At 67.9% G+C, this 19,715-nt stretch carries 17 protein-coding genes; 6 read left to right on the forward strand and 11 right to left on the reverse strand.

Features of this window, described 5'->3' with window-relative positions; all coding sequences use genetic code 11:
- Nucleotides 1-64: 64 nt before the first annotated feature.
- Complete coding sequence (locus LDL21_RS19835) at nucleotides 65-970, reverse strand: aminodeoxychorismate lyase (RefSeq protein WP_181698701.1); 906 nt, start codon at nucleotides 968-970, stop codon at nucleotides 65-67.
- Between the two features lie 110 nt (nucleotides 971-1,080).
- On the opposite strand from LDL21_RS19835, the gene ygfZ reads away from it, so the two are divergent.
- The 4 genes from ygfZ to LDL21_RS19855 all read left to right on the forward strand — a co-directional run bounded on the left by ygfZ (nucleotide 1,081) and on the right by LDL21_RS19855 (nucleotide 4,165).
- Nucleotides 1,081-2,184 (forward strand): CAF17-like 4Fe-4S cluster assembly/insertion protein YgfZ, encoded by a 1,104-nt coding sequence (gene ygfZ, locus LDL21_RS19840; protein WP_225281283.1) that lies wholly within the window; start codon nucleotides 1,081-1,083, stop codon nucleotides 2,182-2,184.
- Nucleotides 2,181-2,855, forward strand: coding sequence for an MOSC domain-containing protein (locus LDL21_RS19845; RefSeq protein ID WP_225281284.1), 675 nt, complete (start codon nucleotides 2,181-2,183; stop codon nucleotides 2,853-2,855). Before ygfZ ends, LDL21_RS19845 begins: the two co-directional genes overlap by 4 nt.
- Nucleotides 2,852-3,802 carry an asparaginase gene (locus tag LDL21_RS19850; RefSeq protein ID WP_225281285.1) on the forward strand — a complete coding sequence of 317 codons (951 nt, stop codon included), beginning with the start codon at nucleotides 2,852-2,854 and terminating at the stop codon, nucleotides 3,800-3,802. Before LDL21_RS19845 ends, LDL21_RS19850 begins: the two co-directional genes overlap by 4 nt.
- 141 nt (nucleotides 3,803-3,943) lie before the next feature.
- The gene (locus LDL21_RS19855) at nucleotides 3,944-4,165 is read left to right on the forward strand and encodes a DUF3073 domain-containing protein (protein ID WP_084457250.1); all 222 of its coding nucleotides are present in this window, start codon (nucleotides 3,944-3,946) and stop codon (nucleotides 4,163-4,165) included.
- Nucleotides 4,166-4,446: 281 nt separating this feature from the next.
- On the opposite strand, the gene purM is transcribed toward LDL21_RS19855, so the two are convergent.
- The 6 genes from purM to purF form a co-directional block, all read right to left on the reverse strand.
- Nucleotides 4,447-5,526, reverse strand: a complete 1,080-nt coding sequence (gene purM, locus LDL21_RS19860; RefSeq protein ID WP_225281286.1) for a phosphoribosylformylglycinamidine cyclo-ligase — start codon at nucleotides 5,524-5,526, stop codon at nucleotides 4,447-4,449.
- A gap of 162 nt (nucleotides 5,527-5,688) precedes the next feature.
- Entirely contained in the window at nucleotides 5,689-7,329 is a 1,641-nt protein-coding gene (locus tag LDL21_RS19865; RefSeq protein WP_225281287.1) for an ABC transporter ATP-binding protein, read from the reverse strand.
- The gene (locus LDL21_RS19870) at nucleotides 7,322-8,260 is read right to left on the reverse strand and encodes an ABC transporter permease (protein WP_225281288.1); all 939 of its coding nucleotides are present in this window, start codon (nucleotides 8,258-8,260) and stop codon (nucleotides 7,322-7,324) included. The genes LDL21_RS19865 and LDL21_RS19870 overlap by 8 nt, the downstream gene beginning before the upstream one ends.
- Nucleotides 8,260-9,300, reverse strand: coding sequence for an ABC transporter permease (locus LDL21_RS19875; RefSeq protein ID WP_181698757.1), 1,041 nt, complete (start codon nucleotides 9,298-9,300; stop codon nucleotides 8,260-8,262). The genes LDL21_RS19870 and LDL21_RS19875 overlap by 1 nt, the downstream gene beginning before the upstream one ends.
- A gap of 53 nt (nucleotides 9,301-9,353) precedes the next feature.
- Nucleotides 9,354-10,970 (reverse strand): ABC transporter substrate-binding protein, encoded by a 1,617-nt coding sequence (locus tag LDL21_RS19880; protein ID WP_225281289.1) that lies wholly within the window; start codon nucleotides 10,968-10,970, stop codon nucleotides 9,354-9,356.
- A gap of 248 nt (nucleotides 10,971-11,218) precedes the next feature.
- Nucleotides 11,219-12,802 (reverse strand): amidophosphoribosyltransferase, encoded by a 1,584-nt coding sequence (purF, locus tag LDL21_RS19885; protein WP_181698707.1) that lies wholly within the window; start codon nucleotides 12,800-12,802, stop codon nucleotides 11,219-11,221.
- A gap of 297 nt (nucleotides 12,803-13,099) precedes the next feature.
- On the opposite strand from purF, the gene LDL21_RS19890 reads away from it, so the two are divergent.
- Nucleotides 13,100-14,362 (forward strand): YhgE/Pip domain-containing protein, encoded by a 1,263-nt coding sequence (locus LDL21_RS19890; RefSeq protein ID WP_225281290.1) that lies wholly within the window; start codon nucleotides 13,100-13,102, stop codon nucleotides 14,360-14,362.
- Nucleotides 14,363-14,386: 24 nt separating this feature from the next.
- On the opposite strand, the gene LDL21_RS19895 is transcribed toward LDL21_RS19890, so the two are convergent.
- The 3 genes from LDL21_RS19895 to LDL21_RS19905 form a co-directional block, all read right to left on the reverse strand.
- Complete coding sequence (locus LDL21_RS19895; RefSeq protein WP_225281291.1) at nucleotides 14,387-14,785, reverse strand: sterol carrier family protein; 399 nt, start codon at nucleotides 14,783-14,785, stop codon at nucleotides 14,387-14,389.
- A 124-nt stretch (nucleotides 14,786-14,909) separates the two neighbouring features.
- The gene (locus LDL21_RS19900; protein WP_225281292.1) at nucleotides 14,910-15,575 is read right to left on the reverse strand and encodes a CPBP family glutamic-type intramembrane protease; all 666 of its coding nucleotides are present in this window, start codon (nucleotides 15,573-15,575) and stop codon (nucleotides 14,910-14,912) included.
- A 173-nt stretch (nucleotides 15,576-15,748) separates the two neighbouring features.
- Nucleotides 15,749-17,476 carry an alpha/beta hydrolase gene (locus LDL21_RS19905; protein ID WP_225281293.1) on the reverse strand — a complete coding sequence of 576 codons (1,728 nt, stop codon included), beginning with the start codon at nucleotides 17,474-17,476 and terminating at the stop codon, nucleotides 15,749-15,751.
- 133 nt (nucleotides 17,477-17,609) lie between these two features.
- Between LDL21_RS19905 and LDL21_RS19910 the strand changes: the two genes are divergently transcribed.
- Nucleotides 17,610-17,900, forward strand: coding sequence for a YiaA/YiaB family inner membrane protein (locus tag LDL21_RS19910; protein WP_067492324.1), 291 nt, complete (start codon nucleotides 17,610-17,612; stop codon nucleotides 17,898-17,900).
- Nucleotides 17,901-17,927: 27 nt separating this feature from the next.
- Here LDL21_RS19910 and LDL21_RS19915 read toward each other — a convergent pair whose 3' ends face one another.
- Entirely contained in the window at nucleotides 17,928-19,703 is a 1,776-nt protein-coding gene (locus LDL21_RS19915) for an alpha/beta hydrolase (RefSeq protein WP_225281294.1), read from the reverse strand.
- Between the last annotated feature and the right edge of the window lie 12 nt (nucleotides 19,704-19,715).

Here is a 19,715-nt window from a genome sequence, read left to right on the forward strand (position 1 = left end):
CGATCAAGGGTGACAACCGCCACGACCCGGCGCAGGGGCGCGCCCACCCGCGCCCCACAGGCGCTCACCAGTCGCCGATGGTCCCCGGCCGGTCGATCCCCGCGTCGACCATGTCGATGATCTCCTGAGCGTTGTCGGGCGCGGACAGCCGCACCCCGTCGAGCTGATTCACCCTGGCCGCGAGCGTGATGCTCGACAGCAGCCAGATGCTGTCGCAATCGAAAAGGTCAGCGGTGAAGATCGACTGGTACTTGCATTCCCAGCCCTTCTTCTCCGCCACCGTGAACAGGGCGCGCTGGGTGACACCCGGCAGCACACCGATCTTGGCGGGCGGGGTGATGAGCTGCTTGTCGCGCGCGATCACCACGGTCGAGCGCGGGCCTTCCAGCACCCGGTGTTCGGTGCTGTGGAAGATCACGTCGTCGGCGCCCATCCGCCGGGCGAACCGCAGCGCGGCCATGTTCGTCGCGTACGACAGCGTCTTCGCGCCGAGCAGCTGCCACGGCGCCGCCTGCGCCAGGTCGACGGAGATGCCACGGGCCAGCGACATCACCTTCACACCTTCGGCACGCGCCTGCGCGACCCGCGCGGGCACCGGGGAGACGAGCACATACGCCGTCGGTGCCGGCTCGTCGGGCACGAGACCCGAGCCGGGCGCGTCGAATTCGGAATCGCGGCCGCGGGTGTAGATCAGGCGGAGCATGCCCTCTTCCTCGGCACCCCACTCCTTGACCGCCAGCTCGACCGCGCTGCGCCATTTCGCCAGCCCCGGCTCGGGCAGTTCCAGCGCCTGGGCCGAGCGGCGCAGCCGGGCCAGGTGGAATTCCAGCGCGGTGGCCGTGCCGCCGCGCACCAATATCGTTTCGAACACACCGTCGCCACGCAGCGCTCCGATGTCGTCGGCATAGAGCGACGGCGTGTTCGCGTCAGCGACCACACCGTCGAGTGTCACAAGAACCCGTTCTCCCATGTGACGAGCGTAGGCGTTATAGCTCTGTTATGCCTACGGCTGCCGTGGATCCGACGCGGCGCGACCGCCCACCCTCGGCGCGTGCGGGCGGACACGCCTACAGTGGTGGTGTGTCCGTGGACGTCGCCCCCAGTCCTGTTCTCCAAACCCCTGGCGCCGTCGCGGGTGCGCCGGGCTCCCCTGATGCCGCGGTCGCCTGGCACTACGGCGACCCGTTCGGCGAGCAGAAGGCCGCCGCGCAGCGCGTCGCCGTGGTCGACCGGTCGCATCGCGGTGTGTCCCGCATCACCGGCGCCGAGCGGCTGAGCTGGTTGCACACCATCACCAGCCAGCACATCGCGAACCTGCACGACGGCCACAGCGCCGAATCACTCGATCTGGACCTCAACGGCCGCGTGCTGCACCACTTCGTGCTCACCGACCTCGACGGCACCCTCTGGCTCGACACCGAGGGCGGGCACGGCACCGAGCTGCTCGGCTTCCTGCAGAAGATGGTGTTCTGGGCCGACGCCAAACCCGAGGCAGCCGATTTCGCCGTCCTGAGCCTGCTCGGCCCGGAGACCGACACGCTGCTCCCCGCCCTCGGCCTCGGCGAACTGCCCGGGCTGTACGCGGCCGTCGCGCTGCCCGGCGGTGGGTTCCTGCGCCGGATGCCCGGCGATTCCTTCGACCTGCTCGTCCCCCGCACCGACCTCGCCACGTGGTGGACGAAGCTCACCTCGGCCGGTGCCCGTCCCGCGGGCATGTGGGCCTACGAGGCACTGCGCGTGGCCGCCCTCCGTCCGCGCGTGGGCATCGATACCGACGAGCGCACCATCCCGCACGAGGCCCGCTGGATCGGCGGTGTCGAGGAGCAGGGCGCGGTGCACCTGAACAAGGGCTGCTATCGCGGCCAGGAAACCGTTGCGCGCGTGCACAACCTGGGCAAACCGCCGCGCAACCTGGTGCTGCTGCACCTCGACGGTTCCGCCGACGAACGGCCGGCCACCGGCGACGACGTCACCGCGGGTGGGCGCACCGTCGGTCGCCTCGGTACCGTCGTCGACCATTACGAACTCGGCCCGATCGCGCTGGCCCTGGTGAAACGCTCCGTCCCGGCGGGCACCGAACTGGTGGTCGGTTCCATGGCCGCCGCCATCGATCCCGACTCGGTCCCCTCGGAGGAGGGCGTGCAAGCCGGGCGCGCCGCCGTCGACCGCCTGCGTGGTCGATGAGCCGCCCGCAGTTGCGCGCCGGTGACACCGGCCGCGTCGAGGCCGTGTGCGTGGTGCACGCCGAACTCGAGATGCGCACCCGCGTGGGCCGCAGCGCCATCGACAAGCGGCCCGTCGCCGGTCGGGTCGGGGTGCGTGCGCTCGGACTCGACGGCGATCACGTGTGCGACACCGTCAACCACGGCGGCGTGCACCAGGCCGTCTACGCCTACGCCGAGGAAGACGCCCTCCGCTGGTCCGAGGAACTCGAGCGCGATCTGCCCGCGGGCTGGTTCGGCGAAAACCTGCGGGTGACCGGCCTCCCACTCAGCGACGCGGTGTTCGGTGCCCGCTTCGCGATCGGCGACACCCTGCTCGAGGTGAGCGGTCCCCGCGTTCCGTGCGCGACCTTCCAGCAGTGGTCCGGCGAGAAGCAGTGGGTGAAACGCTTCGCCCTGCGCGCCGACACCGGCACCTACTTCCGGGTGCTCACCGAGGGGACGATCGGCGCGGGCGACGAGGTGCGGGTGGTGCACGTCCCGGCCCACGGCATCACCGTGCGCGACCTGTTCACCGGCGCCGATCCCGCACTGCTCACCCGGCTGCTCACGGAGGAGCCGACCATCTCCGACGACATCCGCAGGCAGATCGACCGGCACAACAGGAAACGAAGCGTGGAGGTCCGGGCGTGAGCGTGGAACTTGTCGAGGTGGTGCGGTCCGGCTTCCGCGAGTGCGTGCACCGGGGTTCGGTCGTCGTGCTCGACGCCGACGGCACCCCGACCGTCGAGCTGGGTGAGGTGCACGGCCCGATCTTTCCCCGCTCGACGAACAAGCCCATGCAGGCACTCACCCTGCTGCGCAACGGCTTCGACCCCGTCGATGACGACGAACTCGCCATCACCACCGCCTCACATTTCGGCGAGCCCGACCACATCGCCCTGGTCACCCGGCTGCTCGACCGCTTCGGCCACACCCCGGCAGACCTCGCCTGCCCACCCGACCTGCCGTTCGAGGAGAACGCCCGCGCCGCCGCCATCACCGGCGCGGGCCGCAGCCCGCTGTACATGAACTGCTCCGGCAAACACGCCGCGATGCTGGCGACCTGCGCGATCAACGACTGGCCGCGCACCGGATACCTCGACCTCGAACACCCACTGCAGCAGGCGGTTCTCGCCACCGTCGCCGACGTCACCGGCGAACCCGAGACCGACCTGGGGATCGACGGCTGCGGCCTGCCGATCGTCCCCGTCTCGCTGATCAACCTGGCGCGCGCCTTCGCGGCGTTCACCACCGCCGAGCCCGGCACCGCCGAACGCCGGATCGCCGATGCCGTGCGGAGCAATCCGCGAGTGATTTCCGGCACGAACGGGCCCGATCTCCAGGCGATGTCGGCCACGCCCGGACTCTTCTGCAAAATCGGCGCCGACGGCGTGCACGCGGGTGCGCTCCCGGACGGACGTGGGTTCGCCTACAAGATCGACGACGGTCACGACCGTGCCCGAATGCCCCTGACGCTGGCAATTCTGCGCAAACTCGGCATCGATTGGACCGACGAACACACCGACCTCGCGGCCACCGCGGTCCTCGGCGGCGACGCCCGCGTCGGGGTGATCCGGGCGATCCCCGGAGTGCTCTGACACCCGTTCGACAGCTCTTCACCCACTCCTGGGAGCGCGACCGCCGGACACACGCTAAAGTGTCTGTCAGGAAGAGTATTAATTCGAACGGGGCCGCCAACAAACCCCAGGCCGCCCCGCAGTGACGCGAGGGGGTCAGCCATGGGCCGTGGCCGGGCTAAGGCAAAGCAGACCAAAGTCGCACGTGAGCTCAAGTACAGCTCCACGCCGACCGACTTCGCGAGCCTTCAGCGCGAGCTGGCGGATAGCACTCCACTCCACTCCCGAGGGAGTGGCGGCTTGCTATCCGACGAGCACGACGCGGATGATTCGCCGTCCCGTTGGAACAACGAGGACGACGACTACGACAGCTGGCGTCGCTGACCGAACGCCGGTGAAGGGGGAGGCTCGTGGTGGCCTCCCCCTTCAGCCGTTGTTCCGCGCAACGTCGCAGGCTCGCAGCAGCAGTACGGCGAACATCCGAATACACGACGAGCGTCCTGTGCACACACAGGACGCTCGTCGTGTTCGCCGGACTCGAGACCCCGACCTCCTCGAGGCGGCGGACCCTACCTTTGTCGGATAGCCGTGCGGGGCCGTCGGCAAACCCCTGAACACGACAAAGCCGGGCCGCGCGTTCGCGACCCGGCTGAGTTGTCGGACGATCAGAACCTGGGGTGGTCGCCCAGCAGCAGCGCGCGCGGCGCGTCGGCGTCGGCGGCCTTCTTGACCTGACCCAGTGTCCAGCAGTCGATGTGGCGGGCGGTGAGCACCGCCAGCGCACGGTCGGCGTCCTCGGGGGCGACGATGGCCACCATGCCGACGCCCATGTTGAACGTCTTCTCCATCTCGAGCCGCTCGACCCGGCCGCGCTGGGCGATCATCTTGAACACCGGCGCCGGATTCCAGGTGCCGCGATCCAGTTCGGCGACCAGCCCGGCGGGCAGCACGCGCGCCAGATTGGCGGCCAGACCGCCACCGGTGACGTGCGAGAAGGTACGCACATCGGTTTCGGCGATCAGCGCCAGGCAGTCCTTGGCGTAGATGCGGGTCGGCTCGAGCAGTTCCTCACCGAGGGTGCGGCCGAATTCCTCGACGTGCCCGGTGAGCGACATGCGGTCGATGTCGAGCAGCACCTTGCGGGCCAGGCTGTAGCCGTTGGAGTGCAGACCCGAGGAACCCATCGCGATGACGACATCGCCGGGACGCACCCGGTCGGGGCCGAGCACGGAGTCGGCTTCGACCACGCCGACGCCGGTGGCCGACAGGTCGTAGTCGTCGGGGTCCATCAGCCCGGGGTGTTCGGCGGTTTCGCCGCCGAGCAGCGCGCAGCCCGCCTTGATGCAGCCTTCGGCGATGCCGGAGACCAGTTCGGCGACCTTCTCCGGGACGACCTTGCCGATGGCGATGTAGTCCTGCAGGAACAGCGGTTCGGCACCGCACACCACCAGGTCGTCGACGACCATGGCGACCAGGTCGAGGCCGACGGTGTCGTGCTTGTCGAGCGCCTGGGCGACGGCGATCTTGGTGCCCACGCCGTCGGTGGAGGCGGCGAGCAGCGGCTCCCGGTACCCGCCCTTGAGCGCGAACAGTCCGGCAAATCCGCCGATCCCACCCTGCACCTCGGGTCGGCTGGCCTTCTTCGCCAATGGTCCGAACAATTCGACGGCGCGGTCACCGGCTTCGATGCTCACGCCCGCGGCGGCGTAGGAAGCGCCTGCACCGCTGGGTGTCTGTTCAGTCATTGTGGGGAAAGCTCCAAACCGAATCGGCGGATAGATGCCTGTTAACTCTAAGTGATCCGCCAGTCCCCCCGCCGTCCGGCTCCTCGCACTTACAACGCGGGCCCGCGGGTGGTGGACTCGCCCCACCCGCGGGCCGCTCGGTGCGGTTACCGACGGCCGGCCTCAGCCGGTGGCCAGTTCGGTACGACGGCGCCGCTGTTCCACCGGGTCGGGGACGGGAACGGCCGCGACGAGCCGGCGGGTGTAGTCGTGCTGGGGATTGCGCAGGATCTGTTCGTTGTCGCCTTCTTCGACGCAGGTTCCGTCGCGCAGCACCATGATCCGGTCGGCCAGCTGGTCGACGACGGCGAGGTCGTGGCTGATGAACAGGCATGCCCAGCCGCAGCCGCGCTGCAGTTCGGCGAACAGCTCGAGGACCGCGGCCTGCACCGAGACGTCAAGGGCGCTGGTCGGTTCGTCGGCGACGAGCAGGTCGGGGTCGAGGACGAGGGCACGGGCCAGACTGGCGCGTTGACGCTGTCCGCCGGACAGTTCGTGCGGGTACCGGTTCTCGGTGCCCGCGGGCAGGTGGACGTCGTCGAGCATGTGCCGCACCCGTTCCCGGATGCTCGCCTTGTCACCGACCCCGTGCACCAGCAGCGGTTCGGCGACGCATTCGCCGACGGTCATCCGGGGATTGAGCGAGCCCGCCGGGTCCTGGAACACGAACCCGAAGCGGCGCCGGATCGGCCGCAGCTTGCGCGGGGACAGGCCCGCGATGTCCTGGCCGCGGATCAGCACGTGACCTTCGGTCGGCCGTTGTAGAGCGGCGACGCACCGTCCGATGGTCGACTTGCCCGAGCCCGATTCACCGACCAGGCCGAGGGTCTCCCCCGGCCGGATCTGCAGGCTCACCTTGTCGACGGCCCGGAACGGCGGCCTGCCGAACGGCCCCGGGAACGTGACGACCAGGTCGCGCACGTCGAGCACCGGCTCGACGGTCCGGTCCGGCTCCGGCCGCGCCGTCGCCGACCCCAGGTGCGGAACCGCGTCGAGCAGCGCCCGCGTGTACTCGGCCTTGGGGCTGGCGAACAGTTCGTGCACCGGCGCCTGTTCGACCACCTCGCCCGCGCGCATCACCACCACCCGGTCGGCCAGATCGGCGACGACACCCATGTTGTGGGTGATGAGCACGATCGCACTGCCGAGCCGGTCGCGCAGATCACGCAGCAGTTCGAGGATCTCGGCCTGCACCGTCACGTCGAGCGCGGTGGTCGGTTCGTCGGCGATGATCACCTTGGGTTCGCACGAGATGGCGATGGCGATCATCACGCGCTGCTTCTGCCCGCCCGACAGCTGGTGCGGGTAGTAGTCGACCCGGTGCTCCGGATCGGGCAGCCCGACCAGGCGTAGCAACTCGACGGCCTTGGCCTTGGCGTCCTTCCGGCTCATCCCGCTGTGCGCGCGCAGCGCTTCACAGATCTGGAACCCGACGGTGAACAGTGGGTCCAGCGCCCGGGCGGGCTCTTGGAACACCATCGACACCGCACCGCCGCGCAGGGCGGTGAGCTGCTTCTCGGTCATCGACGTGACCGGTCGATCGCCGATGGTCACCAGACCGCGCACCGACGCGGACTGCGGCAGCAGCCCGATCGCGGTGCGTGAGCTCACCGACTTGCCCGACCCGGACTCGCCGACGATGGCGAGCACCTCACCGGGAAACACCTCGTAGGACACGTCGCGTACCGCGTTCACCGGGCCCGCGTCGGTCGTGAAGGTGACCGACAGGCCCGAAACGGCCAGTGCGGCAGTCTTCTCACTCATCGACGGACTCCTTCGAAGTGACCGCACGCCTGGTACGCAGCAGCGGATTCAGCGATTCGTCGAGACTCTCCCCGACCAGGGTCATGCCGAGTACCACGAGCACGATGGCGGTGCCGGGGAAGATGGAGGTCCACCAGATCCCGTTGGACACATCGTTGAGCGCCTTGTTCAGGTCGTAACCCCATTCAGCGGCCTGGGTGGGTTCGATGCCGAACCCGAGGAAGCCGAGCGCGGCGAGGGTGAGGATGGCATCGGCCGCGTTGATGGTGACGATCACCGGCAGCGAACCGGTGACATTGGACATGATGTGGCGGAACATGATTCGTGCCGTCGACGCACCGGTCACCCGCGCGGCGTCCACGTACGGTTCCGTCTTCACCGCCACCGTCGCGTTGCGCACCACCCGGAAGTACTGCGGCACATACACAACGGTGATGGCGATCGCCGCCGACAACATGCCGCCCAAGCTGCTCGACGTGCCGCCCGCGATGACGATCGAGACGACGATGGCGAGCAGCAGCGACGGAAACGCGTAGATCGCATCCATCACCATCACCAGCACCCGGTCGACCCACCGGCCCACGTAGCCCGACAGCAACCCGAGCGGCACCCCGATCAGCAGCGACAGCGTCACCGCGATCGCGATGACGAGCAGCGCGGTGCGGGCGCCGAACAGCACCCGTGACAGCACGTCCTCGCTGCGCACCGAGGTACCGAACCAGTGCTCGGCCGACGGTCCCTGCTGCGATGCGAAAGCCACACCATCGGAGGTGTTCTGCGCCAGATCGTAGGGCGCGAGCAGCGGCGCGAAGGCCGCGACCAGCACGAATCCGGCCACCAGAATCAACCCGGTGATGAGCGTGACCCGCTGCATCCCAACGGTTTTCGACAACAATTCGGTGCCGGGCAGCCTGCGTTTCGTGACTGCCATCAGAACCTCACCCTCGGATCAATCAGTGCGACAACGGCATCCACCAGGAAGCTCATCACCGCGACGAGCAGTGCGATGAACGCCACGATGCCCTGCACCGCGATGAAGTCACGGGCCCGCAGGTATTCGGCGAGCTGATAGCCGAGGCCCTTCCATTCGAACGTGGTCTCGGTGAGCACCGCGCCGCCGAGCATCATCGCGATGCACATGCCCATCACCGTGATGATCGGGATGAGCGCGTTGCGCACCGCGTGCCGCCCGGTGACCACCCGCGAGGACAACCCGCGCGCCCGCGCCGCCTCGACATAGTCGCTACGCAGGGTCTGGATCAGGTTCACCCGGACCAGCCGCAGGAAGATGCCGCCGGTGAGCAGGCCGAGCGCCACCGCGGGCAGCACCGCGTGTTCGAGCACGTCGAGCACATAGGACGGTTCGCCGTAGAGAATCGAATCGATGAACAGGATGTTCGTCTTCGGCGACACGTGCTGCAGCGCCAGCTCCACATCCGTACTGGCCCGGCCACCGACCGGGAACCAGCCCAGCCACACCGAGAAGACCAGCTTCAGCAGCATGCCGACGAAGAACACCGGCGCCGCGTAGGCGAGCACCGCCGAGAACCGCAGCACCGCGTCGGCAGGCGTATCCCGGTGTGTCGCAGCGTATCTGCCCAGCGGGATACCGACCGCGAACGCGACGAGCAGTCCCCAGAACACCAGCTCGAAGGTGGCCGCACCGTAGGTGACGACCACATCGGCGATGGCCTCGTTGTCCTGGGTCCGCCCGAAGTCACCGCGCAGGAACCCGGTGATGTACTCCCAGTACTGGGTCAGGATCGGCCGGTTCAGCCCGGCCGCATCCTTGCGCTCCTCGATCTGATCCTGGGTCAACCGGCCACCCATGGCCGCGCTGATGGGGTCACCGATCACCCGCATCAGGAAAAACACCACTGTCACCAGCAACCACGCGGTCGGCACGATCAGCAGGAGCCGGATCAGCAGGTACCGCAGCAAAGCCACCTGGCGGGAACCCCCGCCGCGCATCCACCCGAAACGTTGCGCCCGGACCGGTGATCCGGGCGCAACGGGAACGTCACTCACTTGCTCAGTACCGTGAACCGGAACTTGAAGGAGCCGTCGAGGGTTTCATCCACACCGGTCACACCGGGCTTGGACACCGCGACCTGCTTGCCCGAGAGCAGCGGCAGCGTCGGCAGGTGGTTCTGCGCCAGGTCGGCCTGGATCTTCTTGATCAGCTCCACCCGCTTGACCGGATCGGCTTCGGTGAGCTCGGCGGTCAGCTGGGCGTTGATGCCCGGGTTCTCGAAATGCGACTGCAGGAAGTTGTTCGGGCCGAAGAACGGGGCCAGGTAGTTGTCGCCGTCCGGGAAGTCCGGGTACCAGCCGAACTGGTACATCGGGTAGCCGTCGGAGGCGCGTTCCTTCTGGTAGGTGACCCATTCGGTGGACTGCAGGTTCACCTTGAACAGGCCCGACGCCTCGAGCTGGGACTTGACCGCCGCGTACTCCTCCGAGGAGCTGGAGCCGTAGTGGTCGGGGTTGTACTGCAGGTTCAGCGTCACCGGGGTGGCCACGCCCGCGTCGGCGAGGAACTTCGCCGCCTTGTCCTTGTCGGGCTTGGCGCCGTAGAGGTCCTTCAACGGCTCGGCCGCGCCGATCATGCCCTGCGGCACATAGCCGTACGCGGGCTGGTAGGTGCCCTTGTACACACCGGCGGCCAGCGCCTCGCGGTCCACCGACGACGCCATCGCCTTGCGCACGGCCAGCTTCTGCTCGGGGGTGTTGCCCGGCATGGTGTTCATGTTGAACACGATGTAGCGCAGCTCGCCACCGGGCCCGTCGGTGACCTTCACCTTGGAATCGGCACGCAGGCTGTCGATATCGGTCGGCGTGAACGAGCGGTAGCCGACGTCGATGGCGCCGTTCTGCAGGTCCAGCTTCAGGTTGTCGGAGGTGGCGTAGTACTTGGTGGAGACCGAGTCGTTCTTCGGCTTACCGAGGATGCCGTTGTAGTCGGCGTTGGCCTTGTACTCGACCAGCTTGTTCTTGTCGTAGGTGCTGATCGTGTACGGGCCCGAATAGCCCTTGGCGGCAACGACTTCCTCGTCGGTGGCGACCTTGTCGGCCGGGAACACCTTCTCGTCGACGATCGGTCCGGCCTGGGTGGGCAGGATCGTCGGGAAGGTCTGATCGTTGGCGACCTTCAGGGTGAACGCGACGGTGAGATCGTCGACCACATCGGTCTTGTCGAGGTTGCCGAGCAGTGCGGCGGGACCGTGCGGGTCGTTGATCGCGACCATGCGGTCGAAGGAGAACTTGACGCTCTTGGCGGTCAACGGATTACCGTTGGCGAATTTCAGACCCGACTTGATCTTGCAGGTATACACCGTCGGTGCGGTGAATTCGCATTTCTCCGCCGCATCCGGCTTGGGCGTGGTATCGCCGGGTGCGAAGTTCAGCAGATACGAATAGATCTGGTTCTCCACGAGCAGCGACCCGTTGTCGTAGGCCGCGGCCGGGTCGAGGGCGAAGATCTTGTCCGTGGTGCCGACGACCAGCCCCGCGCCGGAGCCCGCGTCATCGGTGCGTCCCGACCCACAGGCCGCAAGCGAGGCGGCGACAACAGCCGCAACACCCACTGCCGCAGCTTGTTTCGCGCGATTCTTGCGAGCGCTCTTTGCACTGTTCAACATCAGGTCCCATTCTCGAACGCCGCGATGTCGCCGCACCCGGATCACGGGAGCGGCGACGACGCGGTGAGCTAGCGATATAACGAGGGACCGTACAGGCGAACCATTACCGCCCAGTTTCAAATCGAGCGAAAAATTACGCGGATGTTATGAACAAATCTTACGTAATTCGGATAGGCCGGAAAATTGTAGGTACACAACACAAAAGGGACCGATCAGGTTTATCCTGACCGGTCCCTTGTGCGGATGGGTTATGGGCGGCTGAGCGCGTCGACGTTCACATTGCCGCCGAGCAGCGCGGCCTCGGACTGGCCCGACAGCATCCCCTCGAGCACGTTCTTGCCGATGGCGGCCTCCTGCGGCAGCTCGATCGGGTACTCGCCGGTGAAGCAGGCGGTACACAGCCGCGAGGCCGGCTGCTCGGTCGCCGCGATCATGCCCTCGGTGGAGATGTAGCCCAGCGAATCGGCACCGATGGAGCGGCGGACGTTCTCGACCATCGCCTCGTAGCTGTCGTCGGAACCGCCCGCGCCGTTGGCGATGAGCTCCGCGCGCGAGGCGAAGTCGATGCCGTAGAAGCACGGCCACTTCACCGGCGGCGACGCGATGCGCACATGGATCTCGAGCGCACCGGCCTCGCGCAGCATCCGGATCAGGGCGCGCTGGGTGTTGCCGCGCACGATGGAGTCGTCGACGACGATGAGCCGCTTGCCGCGGATCACCTCGCGCAGCGGGTTGAGCTTGAGCCGGATACCGAGCTGACGGATGGTCTGGCTCGGCTGGATGAAGGTGCGGCCCACATAGGCGTTCTTCATCAGGCCCTGGCCGTACGGAATGCCGGAGCCCTGGGCGTAGCCGACCGCGGCGGGCGTGCCCGACTCGGGCACCGGGATCACCAGGTCGGCCTCGACCGGGCTCTCCTTGGCCAGTTTGCGGCCGATCTCCACGCGGGTGGAATGCACCGAACGACCAGCGATGGTCGTGTCGGGGCGCGCCAGGTACACGTATTCGAAGACGCAACCCTTGGGTTCGGGGTTGGCGAAGCGCAGCGAGCGCACACCGTCGGAGTCGATGGCGAGCAGCTCGCCCGGTTCGATCTCCCGGACGAAGGCGGCGCCGACGATATCGAGCGCGGCCGTCTCCGAGGCGACGACCCACCCGCGATCGAGGCGGCCGAGCACCAGCGGACGCACACCGTGCGGGTCGCGCGCGGCGTAGAGGGTGTGCTCGTCCATGAACGTCAGGCAGAAGGCGCCGCGCAGTTGCGGCAGCAGTTCCATCGCGGCCTGCTCGATGCTCGAGTCCGCCGAGGCGTGCGCGAGCAGCGCGGTGACGATGTCGGAGTCGGACGTGGCACCGGTCATCTGCGGGCGACCGTTCACCACACCCGCACCGATCAGGCCGAGTTCGCGTGCGCGCCCGGCCAATTCGGCGGTGTTCACCAGGTTGCCGTTGTGGCCCAGCGCCAGGCCGGAGCCGACGGCGGTGGTGCGGAAGATGGGCTGGGCGTTCTCCCAGGTGACCCCACCGGTGGTGGAGTAGCGGCAATGGCCGACCGCGATATGGCCGGGCATGGCGCCGAGCGTCTGCTCGTCGAAGACCTGGGACACCAGGCCGAGATCCTTGAAGACCAGGATCTGGGAACCGTCGGAGACCGCGATACCGGCCGCCTCCTGTCCGCGATGCTGCAACGCGTACAGGCCGTAGTAGGTGAGTTTGGCCACGTCCTCGTCGGGAGCCCAGACGCCGAAGACGCCACACTCCTCGCGAGGCTCGTTTTCGGGCTCGTCGGAAATGGCGGATGTTGTGTCGATCGTCGGATCGGCGTCGGTCACCGTTTGCTCCCTGTTCGGGCGGGCTGGGGGCACTCGTCAGTCTACGGGTGAATTGCCGGTGCGTACCACGGGTGCTCGCATCCCGGCAGCAATCTCCGCGCGGAACACGCTGATCGGCCGCTTCGAGCTGTTACCGTGCCGATTGTGACGACGGACGACAGTGCAGACGTTGCAGCCGGTGAATCGCGTTCGAACAGTGAGAACGCCAGGTCGACGCCGAGCGATTCCCGCAAGACGTCCGCCCGCGAAGCGATGTTCGACACATCGACGCGCCCTCGGCGTCACTGGGCCAAGATTGTGTTCGCCCCGACACTGGTGCTCGCCGTGCTCACCGGCCTGCTCGGGGTGATGTACCTGGGTTATGTGGCCGATCCGGAGAAGAATCTGCACGATTTCCCGGTCGCGCTGGTGAACCTCGATGTGGGCGATGTCCTCGACACCGGTGGTGAGCACCGCCGGGTCGACTTCGGCAAGCAGGTCACCGACGCGCTCGTCGCGAACGTGCCCGCCGACAAGATCGACCTGCGGGTGGTCGGCAAGCCGGAGTCCGAGCAGTTGCTGCGTACCGGCCAGGTGTACGGCGCGATCATCATCCCCGGCGACTTCAGCAAACGCCTGGGAATTCTCGGCGCGGGCTCGATCGTGCCGGGCGAGATGGAACAGCCCATCATCACCCTGCAGACCAATCCGCGCATGGGCGCCTACGGTGACGCCATCCTGCAGCGGATCGGCGAGCAGGCGCTGGCCGAGGTCGACAAGCAGGTCGGCGTCCAGCTGGTCGATCAGGTGCAGGCCACCCTCGCGCAGACGCCGGAGGGCGCGCCCGCGCCGCAGATCTCCGGTGCGGCGATGCTGAGTCTCGAAAGTCCCATCGACACCGTCACCCAGGAGTACCGACCGCTGCCTCCCGGCACCGGTCAGGGCCTGACGGCGTTCTTCTTCGCCCTGCTCCTGCTGCTGGCGGGGATGGTGGGGGCGATGGTCATCCACACCATGGTCGACGCCCAGTTCGGTTTCGTACCAACCGAGTACGGGCCGTGGTTCGTGCACTATCCGACGTCGTCGATCTCCCGGTTCCACACCCTGCTCGTCAAGTGGGGCGTGTCGACGGTTGTCGCGGTGGTGGTTTCGGCGGTGTTCCTGCTGGCGGCGAAGCTCGTCGGCATGCCGATCGACAATCCGCTCGCCCTGTACCTGTACTCGGTGCTCGCCATGGTCGCGGTCGGCTGGACGGCGCTGATGACGCTGGCCGCACTCGGCACGGCGGGTCTGCTGGTGAACCTGGTGCTGTTCGTCATCCTCGGCCTGCCGTCCTCGGGTGGCACCGTGCCCATCGAGGCGACCCCGACCTACCTGTCCTGGCTGGCCGAATTCGAACCGATGCACCAGGTGTTCCTCGGCGTGCGCTCGATCCTGTACTTCGACGCGAACTACTCGGCCGGCCTCGATCGGGGCATCTGGATGGCACTGCTCGGCATCGCGATCGCCGTCGTGGCGGGCACGATCATCACCCGTTACTACGACTACAAGGGCCTGCACCGCAAGAACAACTCCGACTGAGCCGTCAGCCGCGCGGGCGGCTCGTCAGCGCGGCGTCGGGAGGGGAACGATCGGCAGCCAACCGGCGATTTCCGCCGCCCTGGTCCCGGACGCCGAGACCGCACCCGAGGACACGGCATCGTCGAACTCCAGCAGCCCGGTGGCCAGCAACAACCACGTCCGCGCATCGGTCTCCACCACATTCGGCGGATTTCCCCTGGTATGCCGAGGCCCTTCGATGCACTGCACCGCGACGAACGGTGGCACCCGCACCTCCACCGAATGCCCCGGCGCACTCGCCGCCAACGCCCGCGCCGTCCCCTTCACCGCCGCCCCCAACTCCGTACGCCCCGGCGCGGGCACACTCTCGTCCCCGAGCCACTGCGCCACCGCCAACACCGCCGCCCGCACCTGAGCGGGATCGACCACATTCCGACCAGCCATGACGTGAAACGCTACCGACCGCCCCCGACAGCAATCGAGAGACCGTATGCCCCGAGTTGCCGGACGCGCCGAGAAGGGCGAAACCGTCGCCCGAGCATCGCGGTCCGCGACATCGCGGCCGCCTCTAGGGCTGGATGGTCAGCGGGCCTCGCAGCCGGCCGATGCCTGATCCAGCGGCAAGTCGGGTCTCGACGTAGGTGGCCAGGGTCGGCAACAGGGCGCCGCCCGCGTTGATCGTGAGGTGCAGGAGGGCTGGGGCGGTGGCGCTGTCGGCGCGGCGGCGCAGTGCGCTGAAGATCAGGCCGGCGACGGTGGTCGCGGCCAGGGTGACGGGGAGGGAGTCGCCCGCGGTGCGGGCGGGGTGGATGTGCCAGAGGGCGAAGTCGGCGGCGCCGACGATGGGCGGGCAGCCGCGGGAATCGAGGAGCGGGTCGAGGGTGGCGCGGAAGACGGCTTCCTCGGCCAGGACCGTGCCGACGGGAATGTGGACGGCGATCCATTCGAGGGTGGAGGTGTCGGGGACGCGCACCGCGACTTCGGCGGGCAACTTGCGCAGTGCCGGAACGGCCAAGACCACGCCGTAACCCGCGAGAACCACCGCAGAACTACCGAGACCCCACCGTAAACCGCTGGCGGACAACCAGTTCGGGCGACCACTGAACACCCCGGTGTACGCGCCGGCGAACAGCACGTTGGCCACCGATCGTCCGCGCAGAGGCAGACCGAGGGCAGGCAGAACCCAGTTGTTCCACACCGGCGGTATACACAGCGCCACACCGACTTCGACCACTCGACGCACTCGAGTGCTCCGCACGCGTGCCCGGCGCCGCATGAACGCGCGCCCGGCTCTCATCTCACGCGCACCGCCCGTTACCGGTACCGTCCAGACCCCGGCACCCGATTCATTCGCACAGATCCCGGTGCCCGCTTCCCGCCCGGCCCCAATCACGTTCTCCCCGGCTCTCACTTCACCTCCCGCTCCAGCTTCTCGGCGGATTCCACTGCCACCCTGGCCTTCTCGACCACATCGGCACTCACCGACTGCCCCGTCACCGCCAACCACCCGTCCAGCACGAGGCTCCCGTACCGATGCCCGTGCCCGTCCGACACCCCTTGCGCATTGGTCAGATCGGCCGTGACCTGCCAGAACGTCACGAACGGCGCCCATCGCATCTGTGTCGACACATCGTCACCACGTGGTTCACGCAACCAGTCCGGCCGGGTGAGGATCAGGTCCGCCGACCACCACACGATCGGGTCGGAGGGATGCTGCAGGTAGGCGATGCGGGGCTCGCGCCATACCTCTGGGGAGTCGAAATCCGTTGCGTCATCGGCGAACCGGACGACCAGCCCGTCGGCATACACCGGCGCCACCTCTCGCGAACCCGGATCGCGCCGGGCAACGAACTGCCGCCACAGCCGATTGGAATTGGGCGGCCCTACCCACAGCGCCCCGTCGACCTTCTCCCGCAGATCGGCCAGCCCGTCGAAGGCCTCCTCCGACCCCTGCGACCCGAGACTCTCCCCGTAGACGAACAGCTTGGGCCGCAACTGTTCCGGCTGCGCCGACCACCGCCGGTACACCGCGTCGAACAGCTCACGGCTCGCCGCGGCGGCCTTCTCCCGGTCGGACAGAAACGACAACACGCTGGGCAGATACGAGTACTGGGTGGCCACGATCGACGTGTCACCTCCGTAGAGATATTCGAGCGAACCGGCCGCCATCCCGTTCACCCACCCGGTCCCGGTGGTCGTCACCAGCACCATCGCCGCCCGCTCGAAGGCCTTGGTCCGCTCGAGTTCGGCCACCGCCAGCTCGGCCGCCGTCTGCTCCCCGCGCACCGATTCCAACCCCACATAGGCCCGGATCGGTTCGCGCGCAGGCCTTCCCGTCACCGCGGTGATGTCGGCGGCATCGGGACCGTTGGCGACGAACCACCGCCCTTCGAAACCGAGTGTCTCCCAGGGCGCGAGCGAAGCCGGGCTCCCGGACTTCTCCGGTGCCACGGGCTGCACCGCGTACTCGGTGGTCCGGTCGTTGCGCACGCTGAACGCGGAGTTGGCGACGGCGAAGAACGCCCGCGAGGCCACCCCGTTGAACACCGTCACCGCGAACACCACCAGCACCAATGCCCCGGCCGACGGCGCCAATTCGCGTGGCACCCGCACCCACCGGTTGAGCTGACGGGCCAGCACGAGGATCAGCGCGCGCACCGTCCGATACACCGCGACCACCGCCACCCCCACGGCCACACTGAGCAGCCCGGTCCGCAGATACGCGGGGGTGGTCGTGCCCTCCATCCCCATCAGCGAGGTGATCTCCCGCTGCCAGCGCGCCGACTGCACGAGCATCCCGGCCGCCACGACCGCGCACACCACCAGCACCACGGCCTTGATGGCGTATCGCACCCGGTCAGGCGGCCCCGCCAGCGGAATCCGTGGCCGCGCCCACCGCCGCAACCCCCACTCGAGCACGCACCCGAGCCCGTAGCCGATGGCCGCGTTGATCCCACTGATGAGCCCCTGGAACAGCCAGTCGCGCGGCACCAGCGACGGCGTCACCGACAGCGCGAAGAACAGGGTGGCGACGACGAGTCCGGGGTAGTTCAGATCGACGATGTCCTCGACGCGCCGCACCACCCGCTTGCCGCGCGTACGCAGCGTGACGAGGGTCGACCCGGTCGCAGACACCGATCAAGTATGGCTGGCGGGCGCGCCAGGGGCAGTCGTTGTGAGTGGTGGGTCGGTCACTTTCGGCAAGTACCCATCGCCGGTGAGTAGTTTCACGCGCCCGCGCGAATCCTGCGCCGCCCATGCTTGTTCCATGAGCACTCCCAATGCCAAGCCGAAGAACACCACGGCCTACATGGCCCAGGCCGCAATCGCCTTCGCCGTCAGCCTGTTCGGCACCGGCGCGGGCATCGCCTACCTGCCGCTGGACGGCTGGCAGCGCGCCTTCCTCGCCATGTCGGGCCTGTTCCTGGTGACGAGCTGCTTCACCCTCGCCAAGGTGGTGCGCGATCAGCAGGAAACCCAGACCGTGATGAGCCGCCTCGACGAGGCACGCATCGAACAGCTGATCGCCGAACACAATCCGTTCAAGTCGGTGTCGTAGCCGCAAGTAGCCGATCGAGGGGTTCGGCTACTTCAGTTGATGCTCGGTGGCCGCGGATTCGTCGAGGAACAGCCGGATCCGCTGCGCCAATTCCGGTGTGTAGTCCGGTGGTCGAGCGATCGCTGCCCAGGCATCGGGCACCAGGTTCCCGTAGTTGTGGCCGTGTCCGTTCGAGACCGATTGCGCGCGTGGCAGATCCGCCGCCACCTGCCAGAAGGTGACGATCGGATACCACGACATCGCCGGTGACACATCGGGACCACGTTTCTCGGTGAGCCAGTCGGGCCTGCTGAACAGCAGGTCGGGCGACCACCACACCACCGGGTCCGAGGCGTGCTGCAGGTACACGATGCGCGGATCGGTCCAGTTGTCCGACGGCCGGGCGAGCTGATCGGCGCTGGCGGCGAAGCGCACCGAGAGCCCGTCGGCGAAGATCGGGGTGATCTCGTCGGTCCCCGGATCACGGCGGGCGACGAATTCCGACCACAGCCGGTTGGAGTTGGGCGGGCCGACCCAGAGCACACCGTCGGTGCGGTTGCGGATGTCGGCCAGCCCGGAGAACGCGCCCTCCGACCCCTGGGAACCGAGGCTCTCCCCGTAGACGAGCAGCTTGGGCCGAGCGTTCTCGGGCAGCGTCGACCAGCGTTCGTACACCTTGTCGAACAGCATGCGGCCCATGCTCATCGACTTGTCCCGGTCGGACAGGAACGACAGCGCACTCGGCAGGTACGAGTACTGGGTGGCGACCAGAGCGCTGTCCCCGCCGAACATCAACTCGACCGATTCGGCGCTGGTCGAGTCGACCCAGCCGGTGCCGGTGGTGCTGATCACCACCAGCACCTTGCGGTCGAAAGCCTTGGTTCGTTCGAGTTCGGCCACGGCCAGGTCGGTTTGCGCCTCGAATCCGTCGGCCGATTCCAGCCCCGCGTATACCCGGATGGGTTCGCGGGCCGGTTTGCCGGTGACCTGGCTGATGGCGAGGGCGGTCGGTGCGTTCGAGACGAACCAGCGGCCTTCGGAACCGAGCGTTTCCCACGCCGCCAGCGAGCCGGGGCTGCCGGACCGTTCGGGCAGCGTCGGCTGGATCGCGTGCGCGGAAGTGTGGCTGTTGCGCGCGCTGAACGCCGAATTCGCCACGGTGAAAAAGGCTTTCGCCAGCACGCCGTTGAACAGCAGCACCGCGCCGATCACCACGATCAGCACCCCGAGCGGTCGCGCGAACGACGCGGGCACCCGGATCCACTGATTGAGACCGCGCGCCACCGCACGCACCAACTTGCGCACTCCACGCGCGATCCAGATCAGCAGCCCCACCACGGCGGCGCCGAGCAGCACCGTGCGCGCGTACGAGTCCGAAACCGGCGCCATCCCCATCAGATCGGTGATCTCGCGTTGCCAGCGACCCGATTGGATCGACATCAGCACCGCGAACACCACGCACGCCACCACGATCAGCGCCTTCACCGCCATCGGCGTCCACCGCGGACGCTCCGCCCACCACGCGGCGAGCTGCTCCGGCACCGTCACCCGCGGCACCACCCACCGCCGCCAAGCCCAGGCCAACGCACACCCGAGGCCGTACCCGATCGTGGCATTGATACCGCTGACCAGGCCCTGGAAGAACCAGTCGCGCGGCAGCAGCGACGGTGTGAGCGACCAGCCGAACAGCATGGTCGCCACGAGCAACCCGGTGTAGTTCGGGTGGAAGAACCGTTCCGCCAGGTGCACTCCGCGCAACAACGGGTTGTCGGCGGGTGCAGCGGTGGCGCCGGTGGGTGCCGAGCTCGTCTCCGATGTGGTCAAGCTCGGCTCCTC

The organism is Nocardia rosealba, from assembly GCF_020216065.1.
Taxonomy (GTDB): Bacteria; Actinomycetota; Actinomycetes; order Mycobacteriales; family Mycobacteriaceae; genus Nocardia; species Nocardia rosealba.